The organism is Streptomyces sp. NEAU-YJ-81, assembly GCF_017592595.1.
Taxonomy (GTDB): Bacteria; Actinomycetota; Actinomycetes; order Streptomycetales; family Streptomycetaceae; genus Streptomyces; species Streptomyces hygroscopicus_B.
The window spans coordinates 1-20,535 of record NZ_JAGFNO010000045.1 but is presented as its reverse complement, the minus strand read 5'-3'; the positions used below and the strand labels follow the sequence as shown (position 1 = coordinate 20,535).

General features: G+C 69.3%; 23 protein-coding genes and 1 riboswitch. Of the genes, 17 read left to right on the top strand and 6 right to left on the bottom strand.

Annotation, left to right across the window (positions count from 1 at the left end):
- Positions 1-161 precede the first annotated feature (161 nt).
- The gene (locus tag J5X86_RS45670; protein WP_208522517.1) at positions 162-1,418 is read left to right on the top strand and encodes a PepSY domain-containing protein; all 1,257 of its coding nucleotides are present in this window, start codon (positions 162-164) and stop codon (positions 1,416-1,418) included.
- Here the strand turns inward: J5X86_RS45670 and J5X86_RS45665 are convergent.
- On the bottom strand, positions 1,408-1,740 hold the full coding sequence (locus tag J5X86_RS45665; RefSeq protein WP_078642826.1) for a YnfA family protein: 333 nt from the start codon (positions 1,738-1,740) through the stop codon (positions 1,408-1,410). The two genes, J5X86_RS45670 and J5X86_RS45665, sit on opposite strands and share 11 nt — an antisense overlap.
- A gap of 117 nt (positions 1,741-1,857) precedes the next feature.
- On the opposite strand from J5X86_RS45665, the gene J5X86_RS45660 reads away from it, so the two are divergent.
- Positions 1,858-2,394, top strand: coding sequence for a DinB family protein (locus J5X86_RS45660; protein WP_208522516.1), 537 nt, complete (start codon positions 1,858-1,860; stop codon positions 2,392-2,394).
- Between the two features lie 59 nt (positions 2,395-2,453).
- On the opposite strand, the gene J5X86_RS45655 is transcribed toward J5X86_RS45660, so the two are convergent.
- Positions 2,454-3,005, bottom strand: coding sequence for a hypothetical protein (locus J5X86_RS45655; protein WP_232546254.1), 552 nt, complete (start codon positions 3,003-3,005; stop codon positions 2,454-2,456).
- Positions 3,006-3,121: 116 nt separating this feature from the next.
- Here J5X86_RS45655 and hemL point away from each other — a divergent pair, with 116 nt between their 5' ends.
- The 7 genes from hemL (at position 3,122) to ccsB (ending at position 10,983) form a co-directional block, all read left to right on the top strand.
- Complete coding sequence (gene hemL / locus J5X86_RS45650; RefSeq protein WP_119990596.1) at positions 3,122-4,438, top strand: glutamate-1-semialdehyde 2,1-aminomutase; 1,317 nt, start codon at positions 3,122-3,124, stop codon at positions 4,436-4,438.
- 8 nt (positions 4,439-4,446) lie between these two features.
- Positions 4,447-5,133: a histidine phosphatase family protein gene (locus J5X86_RS45645; RefSeq protein WP_174893822.1), complete on the top strand. Its 687-nt coding sequence runs from the start codon at positions 4,447-4,449 to the stop codon at positions 5,131-5,133.
- Positions 5,134-5,368: 235 nt separating this feature from the next.
- Positions 5,369-6,553, top strand: coding sequence for a hypothetical protein (locus J5X86_RS45640; protein ID WP_208522515.1), 1,185 nt, complete (start codon positions 5,369-5,371; stop codon positions 6,551-6,553).
- Between the two features lie 106 nt (positions 6,554-6,659).
- Positions 6,660-7,277 carry a TlpA disulfide reductase family protein gene (locus tag J5X86_RS45635; RefSeq protein WP_208522514.1) on the top strand — a complete coding sequence of 206 codons (618 nt, stop codon included), beginning with the start codon at positions 6,660-6,662 and terminating at the stop codon, positions 7,275-7,277.
- 5 nt (positions 7,278-7,282) lie between these two features.
- Positions 7,283-8,047: a cytochrome c biogenesis CcdA family protein gene (locus J5X86_RS45630; RefSeq protein WP_078647574.1), complete on the top strand. Its 765-nt coding sequence runs from the start codon at positions 7,283-7,285 to the stop codon at positions 8,045-8,047.
- Positions 8,048-8,050: 3 nt separating this feature from the next.
- Complete coding sequence (locus J5X86_RS45625; protein WP_208522513.1) at positions 8,051-9,892, top strand: cytochrome c biogenesis protein ResB; 1,842 nt, start codon at positions 8,051-8,053, stop codon at positions 9,890-9,892.
- Positions 9,889-10,983, top strand: a complete 1,095-nt coding sequence (ccsB, locus tag J5X86_RS45620; RefSeq protein WP_078642832.1) for a c-type cytochrome biogenesis protein CcsB — start codon at positions 9,889-9,891, stop codon at positions 10,981-10,983. Before J5X86_RS45625 ends, ccsB begins: the two co-directional genes overlap by 4 nt.
- Before the next feature lie 104 nt (positions 10,984-11,087).
- Here ccsB and J5X86_RS45615 read toward each other — a convergent pair whose 3' ends face one another.
- Positions 11,088-11,573 (bottom strand): PLD nuclease N-terminal domain-containing protein, encoded by a 486-nt coding sequence (locus J5X86_RS45615; protein WP_208522512.1) that lies wholly within the window; start codon positions 11,571-11,573, stop codon positions 11,088-11,090.
- A gap of 90 nt (positions 11,574-11,663) precedes the next feature.
- Here J5X86_RS45615 and J5X86_RS45610 point away from each other — a divergent pair, with 90 nt between their 5' ends.
- The 3 genes from J5X86_RS45610 to J5X86_RS45600 all read left to right on the top strand — a co-directional run bounded on the left by J5X86_RS45610 (position 11,664) and on the right by J5X86_RS45600 (position 14,791).
- Positions 11,664-13,115 (top strand): menaquinone biosynthesis decarboxylase, encoded by a 1,452-nt coding sequence (locus J5X86_RS45610; RefSeq protein WP_014054036.1) that lies wholly within the window; start codon positions 11,664-11,666, stop codon positions 13,113-13,115.
- Positions 13,112-14,035 (top strand): menaquinone biosynthesis prenyltransferase MqnP, encoded by a 924-nt coding sequence (gene mqnP, locus J5X86_RS45605; RefSeq protein ID WP_208522511.1) that lies wholly within the window; start codon positions 13,112-13,114, stop codon positions 14,033-14,035. The genes J5X86_RS45610 and mqnP overlap by 4 nt, the downstream gene beginning before the upstream one ends.
- Positions 14,036-14,116: 81 nt before the next feature.
- Entirely contained in the window at positions 14,117-14,791 is a 675-nt protein-coding gene (locus J5X86_RS45600) for a UbiX family flavin prenyltransferase (protein WP_208522544.1), read from the top strand.
- 11 nt (positions 14,792-14,802) lie between these two features.
- On the opposite strand, the gene J5X86_RS45595 is transcribed toward J5X86_RS45600, so the two are convergent.
- The gene (locus J5X86_RS45595; protein ID WP_162953078.1) at positions 14,803-14,979 is read right to left on the bottom strand and encodes a hypothetical protein; all 177 of its coding nucleotides are present in this window, start codon (positions 14,977-14,979) and stop codon (positions 14,803-14,805) included.
- Positions 14,980-15,091: 112 nt separating this feature from the next.
- On the opposite strand from J5X86_RS45595, the gene J5X86_RS45590 reads away from it, so the two are divergent.
- From J5X86_RS45590 to J5X86_RS45570, 5 genes are all read left to right on the top strand, one after another.
- A complete protein-coding gene (locus tag J5X86_RS45590) occupies positions 15,092-15,553 on the top strand; it encodes an Lrp/AsnC family transcriptional regulator (RefSeq protein WP_014054040.1) in 462 nt (153 codons plus the stop codon).
- A gap of 46 nt (positions 15,554-15,599) precedes the next feature.
- Complete coding sequence (gene mqnE, locus J5X86_RS45585) at positions 15,600-16,778, top strand: aminofutalosine synthase MqnE (RefSeq protein WP_078642837.1); 1,179 nt, start codon at positions 15,600-15,602, stop codon at positions 16,776-16,778.
- A gap of 206 nt (positions 16,779-16,984) precedes the next feature.
- A complete protein-coding gene (locus J5X86_RS45580; RefSeq protein WP_078647575.1) occupies positions 16,985-17,509 on the top strand; it encodes a GNAT family N-acetyltransferase in 525 nt (174 codons plus the stop codon).
- Positions 17,510-17,624: 115 nt separating this feature from the next.
- Positions 17,625-17,891, top strand: coding sequence for a DUF4229 domain-containing protein (locus tag J5X86_RS45575; protein ID WP_078642838.1), 267 nt, complete (start codon positions 17,625-17,627; stop codon positions 17,889-17,891).
- A 377-nt stretch (positions 17,892-18,268) separates the two neighbouring features.
- Positions 18,269-19,594, top strand: a complete 1,326-nt coding sequence (locus J5X86_RS45570; RefSeq protein WP_107439117.1) for a dicarboxylate/amino acid:cation symporter — start codon at positions 18,269-18,271, stop codon at positions 19,592-19,594.
- Between the two features lie 61 nt (positions 19,595-19,655).
- Here J5X86_RS45570 and J5X86_RS45565 read toward each other — a convergent pair whose 3' ends face one another.
- Positions 19,656-19,976 (bottom strand): multidrug efflux SMR transporter, encoded by a 321-nt coding sequence (locus J5X86_RS45565; protein WP_078642840.1) that lies wholly within the window; start codon positions 19,974-19,976, stop codon positions 19,656-19,658.
- A 31-nt stretch (positions 19,977-20,007) separates the two neighbouring features.
- A riboswitch (guanidine-III (ykkC-III) riboswitch) is annotated at positions 20,008-20,077 on the bottom strand.
- A gap of 2 nt (positions 20,078-20,079) precedes the next feature.
- The coding region (locus tag J5X86_RS45560) for an alpha/beta hydrolase family protein (RefSeq protein WP_243983142.1) at positions 20,080-20,535 on the bottom strand (456 nt) is incomplete at its 5' end.

The following is a 20,535-nucleotide window of genomic DNA, read 5'->3' as shown; positions in this document are numbered from 1 at the left end:
GAAGATCGGAATCCGCTAGCGGGTCCTGGGCTCGGGGAAGGGTGCAGTGCGTCCGGCGCGGCGCCGGCAATGGAGCACCCATGCCCAAGGAGTGAATTCAGGTAATGACGCAGCAGAGCAGATTCCTTCAGCGGTCTCGTCGTTCTTTCCGGCGCTGGGGCGTGGCCTCAGCGGGTGCCATCGCGGCTGCGGCCCTGGTCACCGGTGCTCCGGGGACGGCATGGGCCGCGGGCAGCACCCCCGAGCCGCACTCGTCGCCGAGCAACAAGTGCCACCAGGACCGGGCGCACGGCGACAGCAAGGGGCACCACGAGAACGGTCACCAGGACCCGAATGGCCGCCACGACGACAACGGGCATCAGGACCCGAACGGCCGCCACGACCACGTCCGGGACGACGAGGGCAGCCGTCACGACGAGGGCAGCCGTCACGACGAGGGCGGGCGGCACGAGGAGAGCGGCCAGCGCGAGGACAGCGGCCAGCGCGAGGACAGCGGCCGCTACGACGCGAACATGAACAGCGGTCGTGACGACCATGGGCGCCAGGAGGACAACGGCGGCCAGGAGAACAAGGAGAACAAGGAGAACAAGGAGAACAACGGCGGCCAGGAGGAGAGCGGCAGCCAGGACAACAGCCGGCGCGACGACAACGGGCGCCCGGAGATGAGCCACTACTTCCCCGGGAAGATCTGGCACGGCCCCCAGGGCCGCAGCGTGGCGCGCCCCGAGCAGGCCGCGCAGCCGCAGCAGGCGGCTCAGCCGGAGCAGGTCGCCCAGCCGCAGCAGGCGGCTCAGCCGGAGCAGGTCGCCCAGCCGCAGCAGGCAGCGCAGACCGAGCAGATGGCTCAGCCGCAGCAGGCTGCCCAGCCCGCTGAGGAGGCCCAGGACCGCGGCGCCGTGCGGCCCGTCACCGTTCCCGCCCACGAGGACGACCAGGCGCGCCACGGCCAGGAGAACAAGCAGAACAAGCAGAACAAGGAGAACAAGGAGCACCAGGACGCGAAGAAGAACGACCCGGTGACGATCGCCGAGGCGATCGAGATCGCCGAGTGCGAGGTCGGCGGCCGGGCCGTCACCGCCGAGCTGGTGGACTGCCCCGAGGACGACCCGCACCACAAGGGCAACCACCAGGACAAGCGCAAGGACGACCGTAAGGACGACCGTAAGGACGACCGTAAGGACCCGCAGCACCACGACGGTCAGCGCAAGGACCAGCAGCGCAAGGACGAGCACAAGGACCCGCACCAGAAGGAGGGCAAGAAGGTGTGGGTCGTGGAGGTCGAGTGCGACCACACCCTCACGACCGTCTTCATCGACCCGGAAACCGGCTGCGTCCTCGGTACGGAGCAGGAGCAGGACGACCACCACGGCGACCACGAGGGCAAGGGCGGCCACGGCCGGCCGATGGTTACCGCCTAGGCACGTACATGATCACGGCGACTCCGGCCAGGCAGATCAGCGCTCCGATGACATCGAAGCGGTCGGGCCGGTAGCCGTCGGCGACCATGCCCCAGGCGAGCGATCCGGCGACGAAAACGCCGCCGTACGCCGCGAGGATGCGGCCGAACTCCGCGTCCGGCTGGAGCGTGGCCACGAACCCGTAGGCGCCCAGGGAGATGACCCCTGCGCCGATCCACGCCCAACCCCTGTGCTCACGTACGCCCTGCCAGATGAGCCAGGCGCCTCCGATTTCCAGGAGCGCGGCCACTGCGAACAGAGCGATGGAACGTGCGGTGAGCATGGGGGAAGGGTACGGCCCGATCATGAAACCTGAACGGACACCCGTGGCCCGCCCGAGCCCCGGGCGTCGGCCGAAATTCCCTTTGCGCGCATCCGGCCGTGGTGCCAGGGTCGGCCGATGACGACGTCGACGACATCCCGATGTGCCTTACTGCGCTGGCAGTCCGACCTGACCTGGTCGCTCTTCGAGTACCACCTGGAGCGGTTGGAGCCCGGGGACTTCCTGTGGGAGCCCGTGGCCCACTGCTGGACGGTGCGGCAGGGCGCTGACGGGGCGTGGGTGCCGGACTGGGCGGAGACCGAGCCCGATCCCGTGCCCGTCCCCACCATCGGATGGCTGAGCTGGCATATCGGCTGGTGGTGGAGCGTGACCATCGACCACGCGGAGGGACGGAGGCCGCGGGAGCGGACCGACGTCACCTGGCCCGGCGACGGTAAGGCGGCCATCGAATGGCTGCGGGGTCTGCGGGCGGCGTGGACGGCCGTGCTGGATCGGCTCACCGAGGAGGACTTGGACGGCATCGCGCCGTTCCCCTGGGATCGGGACCCCGAGCACACCGTGGCCCACATGGCGGCCTGGGTGAACGCCGAGCTGATGAAGAACGCCACCGAGATCGGCCAACTCCGCCTGCTGCGCGCCGCGTCCGCGACGTAGGGGCCCGGCCTCAGGCCCACGGCCCCGGCCTTCAGAGCCCAGGCTTCAGGCCCCCGGCCTCAGGGCCACACCAAGCAGTACGCCTGGTGCCCCGCCTCGTGCAGCCGGTGGCTGAAGTCCTGCCACTCATGGAGCAGTTGATAGACCGTGAAGGCATCCCGGGGGCCGCCGCGGTCGGGGACCGTGGACCAGATGAAGGCCGCGGCGCCCACGGACTCCTCGCCCACGCCGCGCAGCGGGTCGACGACGGTCATCGGGAGCTTGACGACGGCGTAGTCCGGGTGGAGGACGACCAGTTCGAGCGGGGGGACCCGGTGGAGCGGGACGCCCTCGATGCCGGTGAGGACCATCGCCGCGACCGTCTCCGGCTTGATCTTCGTGAACATGCCTTGGCCGAGCTCATCGCCGCCGAGCTCCTCGGGGCGCATGGAGATGGGGACCCTGGCCGCGGTGGCGCCATCGGGCGCACCGAAGTACTTGTAGGTCACCCCCATGCGGCCCCCGCTTCTGCCTGCCCTGCCCGCCTCGTCCCGCCGATGGCGTCCGGGCCGGGCACGCTCGGGGCCGCCTCGGTCGTCAGTCCCTTCACCCAGTTCGCCACCGCGATGCATATCTCCACCCGACCACTCGCGGCCACTACCGCGCAACCCGATCTCTGTTACAGCAACCTCCCCCACGCTCGGGCTGTGAAACGCCCGGCCGCGGGAGTCTGTCCGGCTCTGACAACATGGCTTGCGTGAGCTATCCGTACGCAGCCCCAGTTTCGCAGACGCTTTTCGATCGCGCGGCCGCCGTGACCCCCGGCGGCGTGAACTCTCCGGTGCGGGCGTTCCGCGCCGTGGGAGGAACGCCCCGGTTCATGGTGTCCGGTGACGGTCCGTACCTCACCGATGCCGACGGACGCGAGTATGTGGACCTCGTGTGCTCGTGGGGACCGATGATCCTCGGCCATTCCCACCCCGAGGTCATCGCGGCCGTGCAGGCCGCCGTCGCTCGCGGTACGTCGTTCGGCACGCCCGGTGAGGGTGAGGTCGAGCTCGCCGAGGAGATCGTGGCGCGGGTCGCCCCCGTCGAGCAGGTGCGCCTGGTGTCGTCCGGCACCGAGGCGACGATGTCGGCGATCCGCCTGGCCCGCGGGTTCACCGGGCGGTCGAAGGTGATCAAGTTCGCCGGTTGCTACCACGGGCATGTGGACGCCCTGCTGGCCGCGGCCGGGTCCGGGGTGGCGACCTTCGGGCTGCCGGACACTCCGGGGGTGACGGGAGCGCAGGCGGGGGAGACCGTGGTGCTGCCGTACAACGACCTGGAGGCGGTCCGGGCGGCCTTTGTCGCGCACCCCGGGGAGATCGCCTGCGTGATCACCGAGGCATCGCCGGGCAACATGGGCGTGGTGCCGCCGCTGCCCGGGTTCAATGCGGGGCTGAAGCAGCTCTGCGCCGACCATGGCGCGCTCTACATCTCCGACGAGGTCATGACCGGCTTCCGGGTCTCCCGGGCCGGGTGGTTCGGGCTGGACGGCGTGGAGCCGGACCTGATGACCTTCGGCAAGGTCATGGGCGGCGGCTTCCCGGCCGCGGCCTTCGGCGGGCGCGCCGATGTGATGGAGCGCCTCGCCCCGGCCGGCCCGGTCTACCAGGCGGGCACGCTGTCCGGGAACCCGGTCGCCACGGCCGCGGGCGTCGCGCAGCTTCGGCTGCTGGACGACGCGGCGTACGGACAGGTCGACGCGGCCTCCGAGCGGCTGCGGGCGATGGCGACGGAGGCGCTCTCCAAGGCGGGCGTGGCCCACCGGGTGCAGGTCGCGGGCAACATGTTCTCGGTCTTCTTCACCGGCGACGAGGTCACCAACTACGAGCAGGCCAAGGCGCAGGAGTCGTTCCGCTTCACCGCCTTCTTCCACTCGATGCTGTCCCAGGGCGTCTATCTCCCGCCGTCCGCCTTCGAGTCGTGGTTCGTCTCCACGGCGCATGACGAGCGGGCGCTGGAGCGGGTGGCCGCGGCTCTGCCGGGGGCGGCGCGGGCCGCCGCCGAGGCCACTGAATGATGGGTGACATGACACAGAGCGAGAACGACATCACCGTCGTCCATGTGATGCGCCACGGCGAGGTCCACAACCCGGAGGGCGTGCTCTACGGCAGGCTGCCCGGCTACCACCTCTCGGACCTGGGGCGGCAGATGGCCGACCGGGTCGCCGAGCACCTCGCCGACCGTGACATCACCCATGTCGTCGCCTCCCCGCTGGAGCGGGCGCAGGAGACGGCGGGGCCGATCGCCAAGGCGCACGGCCTGGACGTGGCCTCGGACGAGCGGCTGATCGAGGCGGCGAACGTCTTCCAGGGCAAGACCTTCGGCGTCGGCGACGGCGCGCTGCGCAAACCGGCCAACTGGCGTCATCTCACCAACCCCTTCCGTCCGTCCTGGGGCGAGCCCTATGTCGACCAGGTGGTGCGGATGATGGCGGCGCTGGGCCGGGCGCGGGACGCCGCGCGCGGGCACGAGGCGGTGTGTGTCAGCCATCAGCTGCCCATCTGGATCGTGCGCAGCTTCGTGGAGCGGCGGCGGCTGTGGCACGACCCGCGCAAGCGGCAGTGCACCCTGGCCAGCCTCACCAGCTTCACCTACCGCGGCGACAGGATCGTCGCGGTGGGCTACAGCGAACCGGCCCGTGATCTTGTCCCGGCCCATCTGCGCGCGGGCGCCAAGCCGGTGAAGGGGGCCTCCAAGGGCTTCGGCGCCTGAGCGGCAGGGCTACGGCGCTTGAGCGGCAGGGCTACGGCGCCTGAGCCGCGGTGCGCGTGACCCGCACATGGCCGCACGGTGGCCGGCGCGTCACGGGGCGCGTTCCCGATTGGAGACATTGTGTTCGCTGTGTAATTGACCGCGTTCCTTCGGAACCTCGCTATTCGCTTCGCCATCTCCAGGGTTGTCCGGACACCCCGGGCAATCAGAACGGCGAGTGCGAATTGAGGACGTTATGCGTGAGGTCAGCCGGAGGGGGATCCTCGGTCTGGGTATGGGAACGGCGGCATCACTGGCCGTCGCCGGCTGTTCCTCGGGATCCGGGACGCCGAAGCCTGCGAAGAAGACCACTCAGGCGAAGCCGATCGGTGACGGTTCCACTTCGCAGGGTGAGCAGCGGCCGGCGGACCCGAAGCCCGAGCGGCTGGCACCGGGGCAGAAGCCGCCGCAGTTCGTGGTCTTCTCATGGGACGGCGCGGGAGAGGTCGGCAACGGTCTCTTCCCGCGGTTCCGCAAGCTGGCCAAGGACCACGGCGCGACCATGACCTTCTTCCTCTCCGGTATCTACTGCCTTCCGGAGTCGAAGAAGTCGCTGTACCGGCCGCCGAACAACCCGGTGGGCGCCTCCGACATCGGCTATCTCACCGATGAGCACATCAAGGAGACGCTGCGCAACGTGCGCGAGGCGTGGCTCGAGGGCCATGAGATCGGCACCCACTTCAATGGCCATTTCTGCTCCGGAAGCGGGTCGGTGGAGAACTGGACGTCCGCGCAGTGGAAGTCCGAGATCGACCAGGCCATGTCCTTCGTCACGGAGTGGCGGACGAATACGCGCTTCACCGATGTGGATCCGCTGCCGTTCGACTACCACAAGGAACTCGTCGGCGGCCGCACGCCCTGTCTGAAGGGCCAGAACAATTTGCTGCCGACCGCCCGGGAACTCGGCTGGCGCTATGACGCCAGTTCGCCCGGCGGACTCCAGGTATGGCCGTCGAAGAAGCAGGGCGTGTGGGACTTCCCGCTGCAGCAGATTCCCTTTCCGGGACACACCTTCGAGGTGCTCTCGATGGACTACAACATCCTGGCGAACCAGTCGCAGAATTCCACCAATGCCCCGCCCGCGAACTACCCGGGCTGGCGCAAGCAGGCCACCGAGGCGTACATAGCCGGCTTCAAGCGGGCCTATGAGACCAACCGCGCCCCGTTTTTCATCGGCAACCACTTCGAGCAGTGGAACGGCGGCATCTACATGGACGCCGTCGAAGAGGCGCTGAAGCATATGGCCGACGAGAAGCGGAAGGACGTCCGGTTGGTCTCCTTCAAGCAGTTCACCGACTGGATGGACGCACAGGACCCCGCGGTCCTGGCCGATCTGCGCGGGCTCGGCGTGGGCCAGGCGTGGAGCGCGAGCGGTCACTGACCGCGTCGGCGGGCCGTAAGGTCCGCGGAGGCCCTCCGGACCCCGGGCGGGGGTGCCCGGAGGGGGGTGGCGAAGATCCCCAAAAAGGCCATGCGAAACTTTTCACATGAGTGCCTGCCGTGCCCTTCGGGGCCTCGCGACCCGTCGTGGCGTAACCGTGCCGGCCATCGGGGCCGTGATCGCCGCGCTGTCCCTGACCGCCTGCGGCGGGGGCGGCACCTCGGGCGGCTCCGCCGACACCAAGTTCGTCCAGGGCAAGGGCGGCGTGGACACGGTCTCCGAGGAGAACCGTAAGGACGCCCCCAAGCTGTCGGGGAAGACCCTGGAGGACAAGCCGCTGGACGTGGCGGGCTACAAGGGCAAGATCGTGGTCCTGAACGTCTGGGGCTCGTGGTGCGCCCCCTGCCGGGCGGAGGCGGCGAACCTCGCCAAGGTCGCCAAGGACACCAAGGCCAAGGGCGTGCAGTTCGTCGGGATCAACACCCGTGACTCCAACCGCGCCCCCGCGCTCAGGTTCGAGAAGGAATACGGCGTCGACTACCCGAGCCTGTACGACCCGATCGGGAAGCTCATGCTGCGCTTCCCCAAGGGCAGCCTCAACCCGCAGGCCATCCCCTCGACGATCGTCCTGGACCGGGAGGGCAGGATCGCGGCCCGCGCTCTGACGCCGCTCAGCGAGGAGCGCCTGCGCTCGATGATCACCCCGCTGATCGCGGAGAAGTGACCTCCGTGAGCACGCTGGCCGCCGCCACCGATCCCAACCAGACCGTCCTGACCGGGGCGCTGCTGCTCGCGCTTCCGGTCGCCCTGCTCGGCGGCCTGGTCTCCTTCTTCTCCCCCTGTGTGCTGCCGCTGGTGCCCGGCTATATGTCGTATGTCACCGGGGTCACGGGGACGGATCTGGCCGAGGCCAAGCGCGGCCGGATGGTCGCGGGCGCCTCGCTCTTCGTGCTCGGCTTCACCGCGGTCTTCGTCTCCGGGGGCGCGCTCTTCGGCAACTTCGGCTGGACCCTCCAGGAGCACAAGGAGACCATCTCCAAGGTTCTCGGGGTTGTCACGATCGTGATGGGCCTCGCCTTCATGGGGGTGCTGGGGGGCTTCGGACAGCGGGAGTTCCGCTTCCACATCAAGCCCACGCTGGGGCTCGCGGGGGCGCCGGTGCTGGGCGCCCTGTTCGGCGTCGGCTGGACGCCGTGCCTGGGGCCGACGCTCACCGCCGTCAACGCCCTGGCGTTCAATGAGGCGAGCGCGGGGCGCGGGGCCCTGCTCACCGCCGCGTACTGCGTGGGGCTCGGGCTGCCGTTCGTGGTGGTCGCCGTGGCCTACCGCCGGGCCCTGGGTGCCTTCGGCTGGGTCAAGCGGCACTACGTCTGGGTGATGCGAGCCGGGGGCGGCATGCTCGTCGTCCTGGGGGTGCTGCTGCTCACGGGTATCTGGGACACCATGATGGGCTCCATGCAGACCTGGGCTCAGGGCTTCAACGTTGGGATCTGACTGATGTCCACCACCGATACCGACACCGCGGCCGGCCAGGAGGCGCCGCCCGAGAGCGGCGCGACCGCCGAGGAGCGCGAGCTCGGCGCCGCGGAGTCGCAGCTCTCCACCGCCCCGGCCGAGGAGATCAACGTCCCCTCGCTGGGGCCGCTCGGCTGGGCCCGGTGGTTCTGGCGGCAGTTGACCTCGATGCGGGTCGCGCTGCTGCTGCTCCTTCTGCTCTCCCTGGGCACGATCCCCGGCTCGCTGGTCCCGCAGACCAGCATCGACCAGCTCAAGGTGCAGGACTTCCAGGAGCGGCACCCGACACTCACGCCGATCTACGAGAAGCTGCAGCTCTTCCACGTCTACAGCTCGGTGTGGTTCTCGGCGATCTACCTCCTGCTGTTCATCTCCCTCATCGGCTGCATCGTGCCGCGCACCTGGCAGTTCATCGGCCAGCTGCGCGGCCGCCCGCCGGCCGCGCCCCGCCGGCTGACCCGGCTTCCCGCGTACACCACCTGGCGCAGTGAGGCCGAGCCGGAGCAGGTGCTCGAGGCCGCCCGCAAGATCATGAAGCGGCGCCGCTTCCGCATCCACGGCTCGGGTGACGCGGTGGCCGCGGAGAAGGGCTATCTGCGCGAGGTGGGCAATCTGCTCTTCCATATCGCGCTGATCGTGCTGCTGGTCTCCTTCGCCGCCGGCCAGTTGTGGAAGACCGAGGGCAGCACCCTGATCACCGAGGGCGGCGGCTTCTCCAACAGCGTCACCCAGTACGACGACATCAAGTCGGGGCAGCTGTTCAACAACGACGATCTCGCCCCCTTCGGCTTCCAGCTCGACCGCTTCACCGCGACCTATGAACGCAGCGGTCCGCAGATGCGCACCCCGCGCACCTTCCGCGCCGATGTGTCCTACTGGGACGGTGCCGACGGTGCCACCCGCAAGACCTCCATCGAGGTGAACGAGCCGCTGGAGATCTCGGGCTACAAGGTCTTCCTGCTGAACCACGGCTACTCGCCGGTCGTCACCATCCGGGACGGCAAGGGCAATGTGGTGCACCAGGGCCCGGTGGTCGGGCTGCCGATCGACGGGGCCAACCTCACCGAGAGCATGGTCATCAAGGTCCCGGACTACCGGGACAAGAACGGCAAGAAGGACCAGATCGGCTTCCAGGGGCAGTTCCTGCCGACCTGGGTGCGCAGCCAGGGCATGTTCTCCGTCTTCCCGGCGCTGGACAACCCGACGCTGGTCCTGACCGCCTACCACGGCAGCCTCGGCGTCGACGGCGGCACTCCGCAGAGCGTGTACCAGCTGGACAAGTCGCGGATGAAGCAGTTCATGGAGCCCGACGGCAAGACCAAGTTCGCCCGGGCGCTCAAGGTCGGCGACACCATGAAGCTGCCGAACGGCGCCGGAACGCTGTCGTTCGACGGCGTCAAGGAATGGGCCAGCTTCCAGATCTCGCACAAGCCGGGTGACCAGGGCGCCCTCATCGGCGCCGTCGCCGCCCTGGTGGGCCTGGCCGGCTCCCTGTTCATCCAGCGCCGCCGGGTGTGGGTGCGCGCGGTGAGGGGCGACGACGGCACCACCGTGGTCGAGATGGCGGGACTCGGCCGCAGTGAGTACGCCAAGCTCCCCGAAGAACTCGCCGATCTGGCCGTCCGTCTGCAGACGGACGCACCTCCGGCCCCGGAAGCGGAACCCGATCCGGAGCGCGGCCGGGACGCCGCCGAGGAGCCCGGCAAGGACTCCACCAAGGACGCCGGTAAGGACTCCGCCAAGGAGCCCACCAAGGACTCCGCCCCGGAATCCGCATCCGACACCGCAGATCCCGCAGATCCTGCCGAAGGAGCGCGCGCGTGAACCTCGCCGCCGAAGTCAACGAGAACCTGGCTCATTACAGCAACGTGCTGATCTACTCGGCGATGGCGGTCTACACGCTCGCCTTCCTCGCGCATATCGCCGAGTGGGTGTTCGGCAGCCGCAGCGCCGTCGGCCGCACCGCCGCCGCGATCACCGCCGACGCCGCGGCCGCCCAGCGCGCCAAGGTGACCGTGCAGGTCGGCGGGCAGAGCGGCGGCACCGCCGTACTGGAGCGACCGAAGATCGTCACCCGCTCCGCGGCGGGCAGCCGCGACGTGCCGGACGGGCCGGGCGCCGCGGGCGGCACCGAACAGGGCGATGTGTACGGCCGGATCGCGGTGGGCCTGACCGTACTGGCCTTCCTCTTTCATGCCGTGGGCGTCCTGTTCCGCGCGCTGTCGGTGCAGCGGGCGCCGTGGGGCAACATGTACGAGTTCTCCACGACCTTCGCCATGGTCGCGGTCGCCACATACCTCGTGCTGCTGGCGCTGAAGAAGAATGTGCGCTGGATCGGGCTGCCCCTCGTCACCACGGTCCTCCTCGACCTCGGTCTCGCCGTCTCTGTCTTGTACACCGACAGCGACCAGTTGGTTCCGGCCCTGCACTCGTACTGGCTGTGGATCCACGTCAGCTGCGCGATCGTCTCCGGCGCCTCGCTCTACATCGGGGCCGTCTCCACGCTGCTGTACCTCTTCCGCGACCGCTACGAGGCCCAACTGGAGAACCCGGAGGGCAAGCAGTACGGCCGGTTCGCCAAGTCCGTTCTGGAGCGGGTGCCCTCGGCGGCGTCGCTGGACAAGTTCGCGTACCGCATCAACGCCACGATCTTCCCGCTGTGGACCTTCACGATCATCGCGGGCGCGATCTGGGCCGAGGCGGCCTGGGGCCGCTACTGGGGCTGGGACCCCAAGGAGGTCTGGTCCTTCATCACCTGGGTCGCCTACGCCTGTTACCTGCACGCACGCGCCACCGCCGGCTGGAAGGGCCGCAAGGCCGCCTACCTCGCGCTGATCGCCTTCGGCTGCTACCTGTTCAACTACTACGGCGTCAACATCTTCATCACCGGCAAGCACTCCTACGCCGGGGTCTGACACCGGAACACCACAACGGCCGGTGCCCGTGACCGAGGTCACGGGCACCGGCCGTTGTGCGTGCGGACAGCCCCGGCCGCCGCGTCAGGCCGTCCGGTCCCTCCTCAGGACGCGGCCGGCGGCGGGGAGTCCTCGGGACCGGAGCCGGAGCCGGAACCGGAACCGGAGCCGGGCCCCTCGCCCTTGCGGCGCAGCTCCTCCTCGCGGCGGCGGAGGTCGGCCTCCCAGTCCTTCAGGCGCTCCTCGTCGCTCTCCTGGTCGTCCGGCGTGTCGGCCGGTGCGGCGTCCCCGTCGTCCTTACGGCTCGTGTCGTTCAGGGACTTGAGGAACTCGGGATTGTCGTCCGGCGCGACCCACCCGCCCCCGCCGCCCGCGCCGCGGGCAGCGCCCCGCCCGCCGCCTTGGGCGACGGCGCGCTTACGGCCCGCGATCAGCCAGGAGATGGAGCCCACAACGGGGAACAGCAGGACGAGGATTGCCCAGATGGGCTTGGGGATATAGCGGATGTCCTGTTCGTCGGTGGTGATGCAGTCGATGAACGCGTAGATGCTCAGTGCCAGCGGCACCAGGATCATCAGCACCCGTAGCATGAGGCGATTCCCCCTGCGTGTGGTGTTCGGGGCGGTGGCTCGGGCCCCCAGTTACGGGACCAGGGTAGTGCGTACCGGATACTGGGACGCATGGCTTATGACGATCTTCGTTCCTTTCTGCGGGCGCTCGACAAGGAAGGCGACCTCAAGAGGGTCAAGGCCGAAGTCGATCCGTACCTGGAGGTCGGGGAGATCGTCGACCGGGTCAACAAGGCGGGCGGCCCCGCGCTGCTCTTCGAGAACGTCAAGGGCTCGGCGATGCCGCTGGCCATGAATGTCTTCGGCACCGACCGCCGCCTCCTCAAGGCCCTCGGACTCCGCTCGTACGACGAGATCAGCGAGAAGATCGGCGGGCTGGTCAAACCCGAGCTGCCGCAGGGATTCGGCGGCATGCGCGAGGCGTTCGGGAAGCTGGGCTCGATGGCCCATGTGCCGCCGAAGAAGGTGAAGGACGCGCCCGTCCAGGAGGTGGTCCTCACCGGCGAGGACGTCGATCTGGACCAGCTTCCGGCGCTGTTCACCTGGCCCGAGGACGGCGGGTCGTTCTTCAACCTCGGCCTCACCCACACCAAGCACCCGGAGACCGGGGTGCGCAACCTCGGCCTCTACCGCCTCCAGCGCCATGACCGCCGCACCATCGGCATGCACTGGCAGATCCACAAGGACAGCCGCAACCACTACCAAGTGGCCGCCCGGCGCGGGGAGAAGCTCCCGGTGGCGATCGCCTTCGGCGCGCCGCCCGCCGTGACCTACGCCTCGACCGCGCCGCTGCCCGGCGACATCGACGAGTACCTCTTCGCGGGGTTCGTCCAGGGCCGGCGGGTCGAGATGGTCGACTGCAAGACGGTGCCGCTGCAGGTCCCGGCGGCGGCCGAGGTCGTCATCGAGGGCTGGCTGGAGCCCGGGAAGATGCTGCCCGAGGGCCCGTTCGGCGACCATACGGGCTTCTACACGCCCCAGGAGCCGTTCCCGGCCCTGACCATCGACTGTGTGACGATGCGGCGGCGGCCGCTGCTCCAGTCGATCGTGGTGGGCCGTCCGCCGACCGAGGACGGACCGCTGGGGCGGGCGACCGAGCGGTTCTTCCTCCCGCTGCTCAAGATCATCATCCCGGACATCGTGGACTACCACCTCCCCGAGTCCGGCGGATTCCACAACTGCGCGATCGTCTCGATCGACAAGAAGTACCCCAAGCACGCGCAGAAGGTGATGCACGCCATCTGGGGCGCCCACATGATGTCGCTCACCAAGCTGATCGTCGTGGTCGACGCCGACTGCGATGTACACGATCTGCACGAGGTCTCCTGGCGCGCCCTCGGGAACACCGACTACGGCCGCGATCTGACCGTGGTCGATGGCCCCGTCGACCACCTCGACCACGCCTCGTACCAGCAGTTCTGGGGCGGCAAGGCGGGCATCGACGCCACCGCGAAATGGCCCGAGGAGGGCTATACGCGCGACGGCGGATGGCCGCGCATGGTCATGTCCGACCCGGAGATCGCCGATCGGGTGACAAAGCGATGGAAGGAGTACGGGCTGTGAGCGCCGATTCCGCAACCTCTGATCTCTTCGGCCCGGAACCGGCGCCGCCCGGCCGGGTCCGCGCCTTTCTGCGGCTGGTGATGATCGAGCACTCGGTCTTCGCGCTGCCCTTCGCCTACACCGCCGCGCTCACCGCGATGCATCTGTGGGACGGCACCGTCCACTGGACGCGGCTGCTGCTGATCACGGTCGCCATGGTGGGCATGCGCACCTTCGCGATGGCCTGCAACCGGATCATCGACCGCGAGATCGACGCCCGTAACCCGCGCACCGCCGCGCGTGAGCTGGTCACCGGCGCCGTGTCGGTGCGCACTGCCTGGACCGGCGCGCTCATCGCGCTCGCCGTCTTCCTGGGCGCGGCGGCGCTCCTGGGTCCGCTCTGCCTGGCGCTGGCGCCGTTCGCGGTGGTGCCGATGGTGGTCTATCCGTACGGCAAGCGGTTCACCGACTATCCGCACGCCATCCTGGGGCTGGCCCAGGCCATCGGCCCGGTGGGCGCCTGGATCGGGGTCACCGGCGAGTGGTCGTGGGACGCGGTGATCCTCGGGCTCGCGATCGGCATCTGGATCGGCGGCTTCGACCTGATCTACGCCTGCCAGGACGTGGCGGCCGACCGGGCGCACGGGGTGCGGTCGGTGCCGGCCCGCTTCGGCATCGCGGGCGCGCTGTACGGGGCCCGCGTCTGCCATGTGGTCACCACGGCCCTGCTGGTCTGGTACGCGCTGGCCACGGACGCCGGGGCGTTCTTCTGGGTGGGGCTGGTGATCGTCGCGGTGGCGTTCGGGTACGAGCACACGATCGTGCGGCCCGGCGATCTGTCCCGGCTGAACCGCGCCTTCTTCACGGTCAACGGCTTCATCGGGATCGCCCTCTTCGCCTGCGCGCTCCTGGACCTCATGGTGCGGGGCCTCAGCCTGTGAGACCCGCCGGATAGGCTCGGTGACGTGGAGACGCCGCACGAGCCTTACGGACCGCACGAGCCGTACGGGGCGCACGAAGAAGTGAGCCGGCGCCGTCCCTGGGTGGTCGGTGTGTCCGGCGCGTCCGGGACGCCGTACGCCGCCTCGGTGCTGCGCGCGCTGTTGGCGGCGGGGGAGGCCGTCGACCTCGTGGTCAGCAGGGCGTCACGGCTGACGCTGCTGGACGAGACGGGGATCGGGTTCCGCGACGCCCACTGGCGCGAGGATCTGCGCCGCTGGCTGGCGCGGGGCGCGGACGGCAGGCCCGACGCCTTCGAGGTGCCCGCCGAGGTCGCGGACGTGGCCCACTGGGCGGCCGGGGACCTGGCGGCCGGGCCGTCCTCCGGCTCGTACCCGACCAAGGGGATGCTGATCGTCCCGGCGAGCACCGCGTGTGTGGCCGGGGTGGCGCTCGGACTGTCGAAGGATCTGCTCCAGCGGGCCGCGAGCGTCACGCTCAAGGAACGGCGCAAGCTCGTGGTGGCGGTGCGCGAGACGCCGCTGAGCGGGCAGACCCTCAAAGCCCTGGTGTCGCTGGACGAGGCGGGCGCGGTGGTGCTGCCCGCCTCGCCGGCGTTCTACGCGGGGGCGACGCATATCCAGGATCTGGTGGACTTCGTCGCGGGGCGGGTGCTGGACGCGGCGGGGGTGCCGCACAAGCTGTACCGCCGGTGGGAGGGGGAGCTCGGTGGGGACCGGGACCGGGGAACGGCCTAGGGGCGTCGGCCCTAGCGGGTCCAGCGCCTCCTGGTGCGCGCGGCGCGGGCCGCGACGACGGCCGCGCGGCGGGCCGCACGGGAGACGGGCCGGTCGGTGGCATGGGTTGCACGCGAGCGGTTGGCCAGGTCCCGCAGCTCGAGCATGCGGGCCTCTAGACCCTCGATCGTGTACACGGTGAGTCTCATCTCCTGAGGACAGGTGTATCGCCTAAAAGATTTACAGGGCTTGTGGCCCTGATGCCTTAGATTCTACATGTAATCTCACTCAATCCCTGAATAATGGAAGGCGTACGTGCTTATGGACGCGGTGGACAGGCAGCTCATCCAGGCCCTGCGGGAGAACGGCCGGGCCTCGTACGCGGAGCTGGGCAGGCTGGTCGGCCTCTCCGGGCCCAGCGTTACGGACCGGATCAACCGCCTGGAGGCCGCCGGGGTGATCACCGGTTATCGCGCGACCGTCGACGCCGCCTCCCTCGGGCTCGGCGTCACCGCCCTGATCGGCATCCAGCTCTCGGACGCCACCGACCACGAGGAGGTGGCCCACCGGATGCGCGAGCTCGCCGAGATCGAGGACTGCTGGTTCATCGCGGGCGACGACTCCTACATGCTCAAGGTGCGCGCCTCCGACGTGGACGGCCTGGAGCGGACCATCCGCCGGCTCTCCGGCACCAAGGGCGTCTCCCGCACCCGCACCACGATCGTGCTCTCCACCAAGTGGGAAAACCGGGTCGGCGAGCTTCCCGAGGACATCGAGGCGTAGTCTCGGCGAAGGCTGACATCAGCAGACGTATTGGGAGGCGACCGGGGTGACGGGGACCACACACGACGCGGGTTTCAAGCGGGAGTTGGAAGAGAAGGTCCGCGCGGGCGAGCGGCTCTCGCGGGAGGACGGCATCGCCCTCTACGAGTCCGACGACCTGGCCTGGCTGGGCGGTCTCGCCCATGAGGTGCGCACCCGTAAGAACGGCGACGTCGTGCACTTCAACGTCAATCGCCACCTCAACATGACGAACGTGTGCACCGCGTCCTGTGCGTACTGCTCCTTCCAGCGCAAGCCCGGCGAGAAGGACGCGTACACGATGCGCATCGAGGAGGCCGTCCGCCTCGCCAAGGCGATGGAGAACGAGAACCTCACCGAGCTCCACATCGTCAACGGCCTGCACCCGACCCTTCCCTGGCGCTACTACCCGCGCTCGCTCAAGGCGCTCAAGGAAGCCCTGCCGCAGGTCTCGCTCAAGGCGTTCACCGCCACCGAGATCCACCACTTCGAGAAGATCTCCGGCATGCCGGCCTCGGAGATCCTCGACGAGCTGATCGACGCCGGACTGGAGTCGCTCACCGGCGGCGGCGCCGAGATCTTCGACTGGGAGATCCGGCAGCACATCGTCGACCACGAAACCCACTGGGAGGACTGGTCGCGGATCCACCGGCTCGCGCACGAGAAGGGGCTCAAGACCCCCTGCACGATGCTCTACGGGCATATCGAGGAGCCCCGCCACCGGGTGGACCACGTGCTGCGCCTGCGTGAGCTCCAGGACGAGACCGGCGGCTTCCAGGTCTTCATCCCGCTGCGCTACCAGCACGACTTCGTGGACATGAAGGACGGCAAGATCCGCAACCGTCTTCAGGCCCGCACCACCATGGCGACCGGCGCCGAGGCGCTGAAGACCTTCGCGGTCTCGCGGCTGCTGTTCGACAACGTGCCGCACGTCAAGGTCTTCTGGGTGATGCACGGCGTGCAGACCGCACAGCTCGCGCTCAACCATGGCGCGGACGACATGGATGGCTCGGTCGTCGAGTACAAGATCACTCACGACGCCGACTCCTACGGGACGCCCAACAAGCTCACCCGTGACGACCTGCTCGAGCTGATCCGGGACGCCGGCTTCCGGCCGGTGGAGCGGAACACCCGCTACGAGATCATCCGCGAGTTCGAGGGTCCGGACGCGGCCCGCCGCGAGTCCCCGCAGCCGATGCGGGTGTGACCCGTCCTGCCCACCGCCCGGCGGCCGCTGTCTGGCGGCCGCCGAGCGGGGCACTCGGGGGCATGGCCGGTACGGAGAGCTCCGGGAGCTCTGCCGCCGTCGCGTCCAGGAGCCCTGCCGCCGTCGCGTAGGGGAGTCCGGCCGCCCTCGCGTACGGGGCCTGAGGCGCGTGAGCGCTGACAGTCCCGGTGGGTATCGTCGGCCGCATGCCCCTGCGTTTTGAACTCGATCCCGAGGCCACCCCCGAGCTGCTCGACTCCGTCTGTGCCCTCTGGGCCGACGTCTCGAACGCGGGCGGCGCCGTCGGCTTCGTACCGCCCGTGGCCAAGGACGACATACGCCCCGATCTGCTCAAGCACCTCGCCGCGATGACGGAGGGCCGGACCCGCCTGCTCATCGGCCGCGACGAGGACGGCGCCGTGGCCGCCACCGCCTTCTTCACCTTCAACGTCCACCGGCTGATGCGCCACTGGTGCTGGCTCTACACCGTGATGGTGCACCCTTCCCACCAGGGCAAGGGACACGGCCGCGCCCTTATGGCCGCCGCCGAGGACGCCGCGCGCGATATGGACGGCATCCGGGGGATACGGCTCACCTGCCGCGGCGGCACCGGGGCGGACCGCTTCTACGAGGCGTGCGGCTACAAGGAGGTCGGGCGGGCGCCCGGCGCGATCAGGGTCGCGGACGACGACTTCCGGGACGACGTCACCATGTGGCTGCCGCTGAATTGATCAGAAACCGGCCGTGGTTCACTGGGAGGACAGTTTTTCCCAGCACAAGTTCCGGCAGAACGCCCAGCAGAGTTCCCAGGAGAGAGGACGAGTCGTGTCCTTCACGCCGAGTGCCATGTTCCGCTACACCCTCATGCGCTTGGGAATCTTCGTCGGCTCGTTCCTGGCCATCTGGGGCCTGGTCTACGTCCGGGTGCTGCCCTCCGGCCTCGGCAGCTCCAACCTCTTCTGGGTGGCGCTGCTCGCGCTGGTCGTCTCCGCGCCGCTCAGCTGGGTGATGCTGCGCAGGCAGCGGGACGCCGTGGCCGTCCAGGTCGCCGAGAAGGTGGACCGTGCCAAGGAGCGGCTGGCGGCGAACCAGAGCCAGGAGGACGGCGTCTGACCCGCGCCGGACTGTAACCCTCCTCACACCACCCCGCACACTCCACCGACGCCCCTTGTGCCAGCTTCCGTTGGCACAGGGGGCGTTGATGTCTTTCGGCCCCTCAGGAGCCGTCAGGAGCCCTCGGAAGCCGTCAGAAGTCAAAGATTTCCTTTGGGTGCCCCAAAGCGGCGGTGTTAATGTACTTGTCATGAAGACAGCAGCCGCGCCCCTCATCTCCGCGAGCGTTCCGCTCGTGGCGCGCCTGCACATCGATCTTTGCCGCTGCCTGTCCGCGGCCTGTCGTCGCCGCTGATCGACCTCACGCACAGCGGCCGGAGATCCCGTACGGACTCCTGGCTTTCTCCCGCCCTCTTACCTCCACCGGAGTGTGTCCGTTGTCGTCCGCCCTCAAGGCGTCCCCCCAGGGGCCGTCGTCCTTCCGCCTGCCCAAGGTGCCCTTCTGGGCACAGATCCTGCTGGGCCTCGTCCTCGGTGTGGTGCTGGGCTGGATCGCCCGCAGCGGTGATGTCGGCTGGCTGGTCACCACGCTCGACAAGATCGGCTCGATCTTCGTCCAGCTACTGAAGCTGGCCGTCGCCCCGCTGGTGTTCTTCGCGATCCTGATCTCGATCACCAATCTGCGGAACGTCAACAACGCCGCCCGGCTGGCGACCCGCACCCTGCTGTGGTTCATGGCCACCTCGCTCATAGCCGTCGCCATCGGCCTCGCGATCGGCCTGATCACCAACCCGGGCGCCGGTACCGATCTGACCCCCAAGGACGGCGCCAAGCCCGACCACGCGGGCTCCTGGCTGGACTTCCTCACCGGGATCGTGCCGACCGACGTCATCACCCCGTTCACCGAGCTGAACGTCCTGCAGATCGTCTTCATCGCCGCCGTCGCGGGCGTCGCGGCCCTCCAGCTCGGCGAGAAGGCCCAGCCGATCCTCACCCTGAGCCAGTCGGTGCTCGAACTGCTCCAGAAGGCCCTGTGGTGGGTCATCCGCCTCGCCCCGCTGGGCACCCTCGGCCTCATCGGCACCGCCATCGCCGACTACGGCTGGAACCTGATCGGCAAGTACGCGACCTTCACCGCCGACATCTACATCGGCTGCGCGCTGGTGATGTTCGGCGTCTACCCGCTGCTGCTCGCGACGGTCGCCAAGGTCAACCCCCTGAGCTTCTTCAAGGGCGCCTGGCCCGCCATCCAGCTCGCCTTCGTCTCCCGCTCCTCGGTCGGCACCATGCCGCTGACCCAGAAGGTCACCGAGCGGCTGGGCGTTCCCAAGGAGTACGCCTCCTTCGCGGTGCCCTTCGGCTCGACGACGAAGATGGACGGCTGCGCCTCGATCTACCCGGCGATCGCCGCGATCTTCATCGCCCAGATCTTCGACGTCCACCTCGGCATCGGCGACTACCTCCTGATCGCCTTCGTCTCGGTCATCGGCTCCGCCGCCACCGCCGGCCTTACGGGCGCCACGGTCATGCTGACCCTGACCCTCTCCACCCTGGGCCTCCCCCTGGAGGGCGTCGGCCTGCTGATGGCCATCGACCCGGTGCTGGACATGATGCGGACCGCCACGAACGTGGCCGGCCAGGCGCTGATCCCGGTGATCGTCTCGGCCCGCGAGAAGATCCTCGACCACGAGGCGTACGCCCACGCCAGCGCCTCCCCGCTGGACGACTACGACGAGCCGGAGCGCCGGCTCGCCGCCGCGTAACCCCTGCACAGCGACAAACGGTGCCCCCGGACCTTACGAAGGTCCGGGGGCACCGCGTTGCTCACTCGCCCGCCGTGGCCTCCAGCCCCACGATGGCCACCACCAGCAGGAGCAGGAAGAAGATCCGGGCCGGGGTGACCGGTTCATGGAAGAGGATCATGCCCAGCAGTGCGGTGCCGACGGCGCCGATGCCGACCCAGACGCCGTAGGCCGTGCCGATGGGCAGGCTCTTCACCGCCACGCTCAGCAGCCCCATGCTCACGATCAGACCCGCGACTGTGAACACACTGGGCCACAGCCGGGTGAAGCCGTCGCTCAGCTTCATGCCGATCGACCAGCAGATTTCGAACAGTCCGGCGGTGAGCAGCAGGACCCATGCCATGACGGCACCTCCGTGAAGTCTCTCGTTACGGGGTGCGTCGTCTTTGCGGGGCCCGGTACGGCGCGTCTCGTCGGGTTGTTTTCGACCGTAGCAAACCCCGGCGTCAGGTGAGCGGGGCGGTGAGGAGGGGCAGGGCCCGGGTGAGCTCGCGCTCCCAGTAGGGCCAGGTGTGGGTGCCGGGGCCGTAGAGGTGGGCGGTGACGGCCAGGCCGTGGGCGCGGGCGCGGCGCACACAGCGCTGGGCCATTTCGCCGAGGCCGCGCTCCAGGGTGTCCTCGGGGCGGTCCGGTGGGTCGAGGGGGCCGGGGGTGCCGTTGCCGCAGGCGAGGTAGAGCGGGTAGCCGCGGGGGAGCCGGGGGATGAGGGCGTACGGGTTGTGGGCGTCCCAGAGCGCGGACTGGGCGGCGGGGTCTCCCCACAGGGCCGTCGGGTCGGCGCCCTGGCCCGTAAGGATGCCTTGGATGCCGGCGGGATCCAGGGTGGTGTGGATGACACCGCTGAAGGACGCCGCCGCGCGGAAGAGGCGGGGGTGGCGGGCGGCGTAGGACAGGGCGCCGAA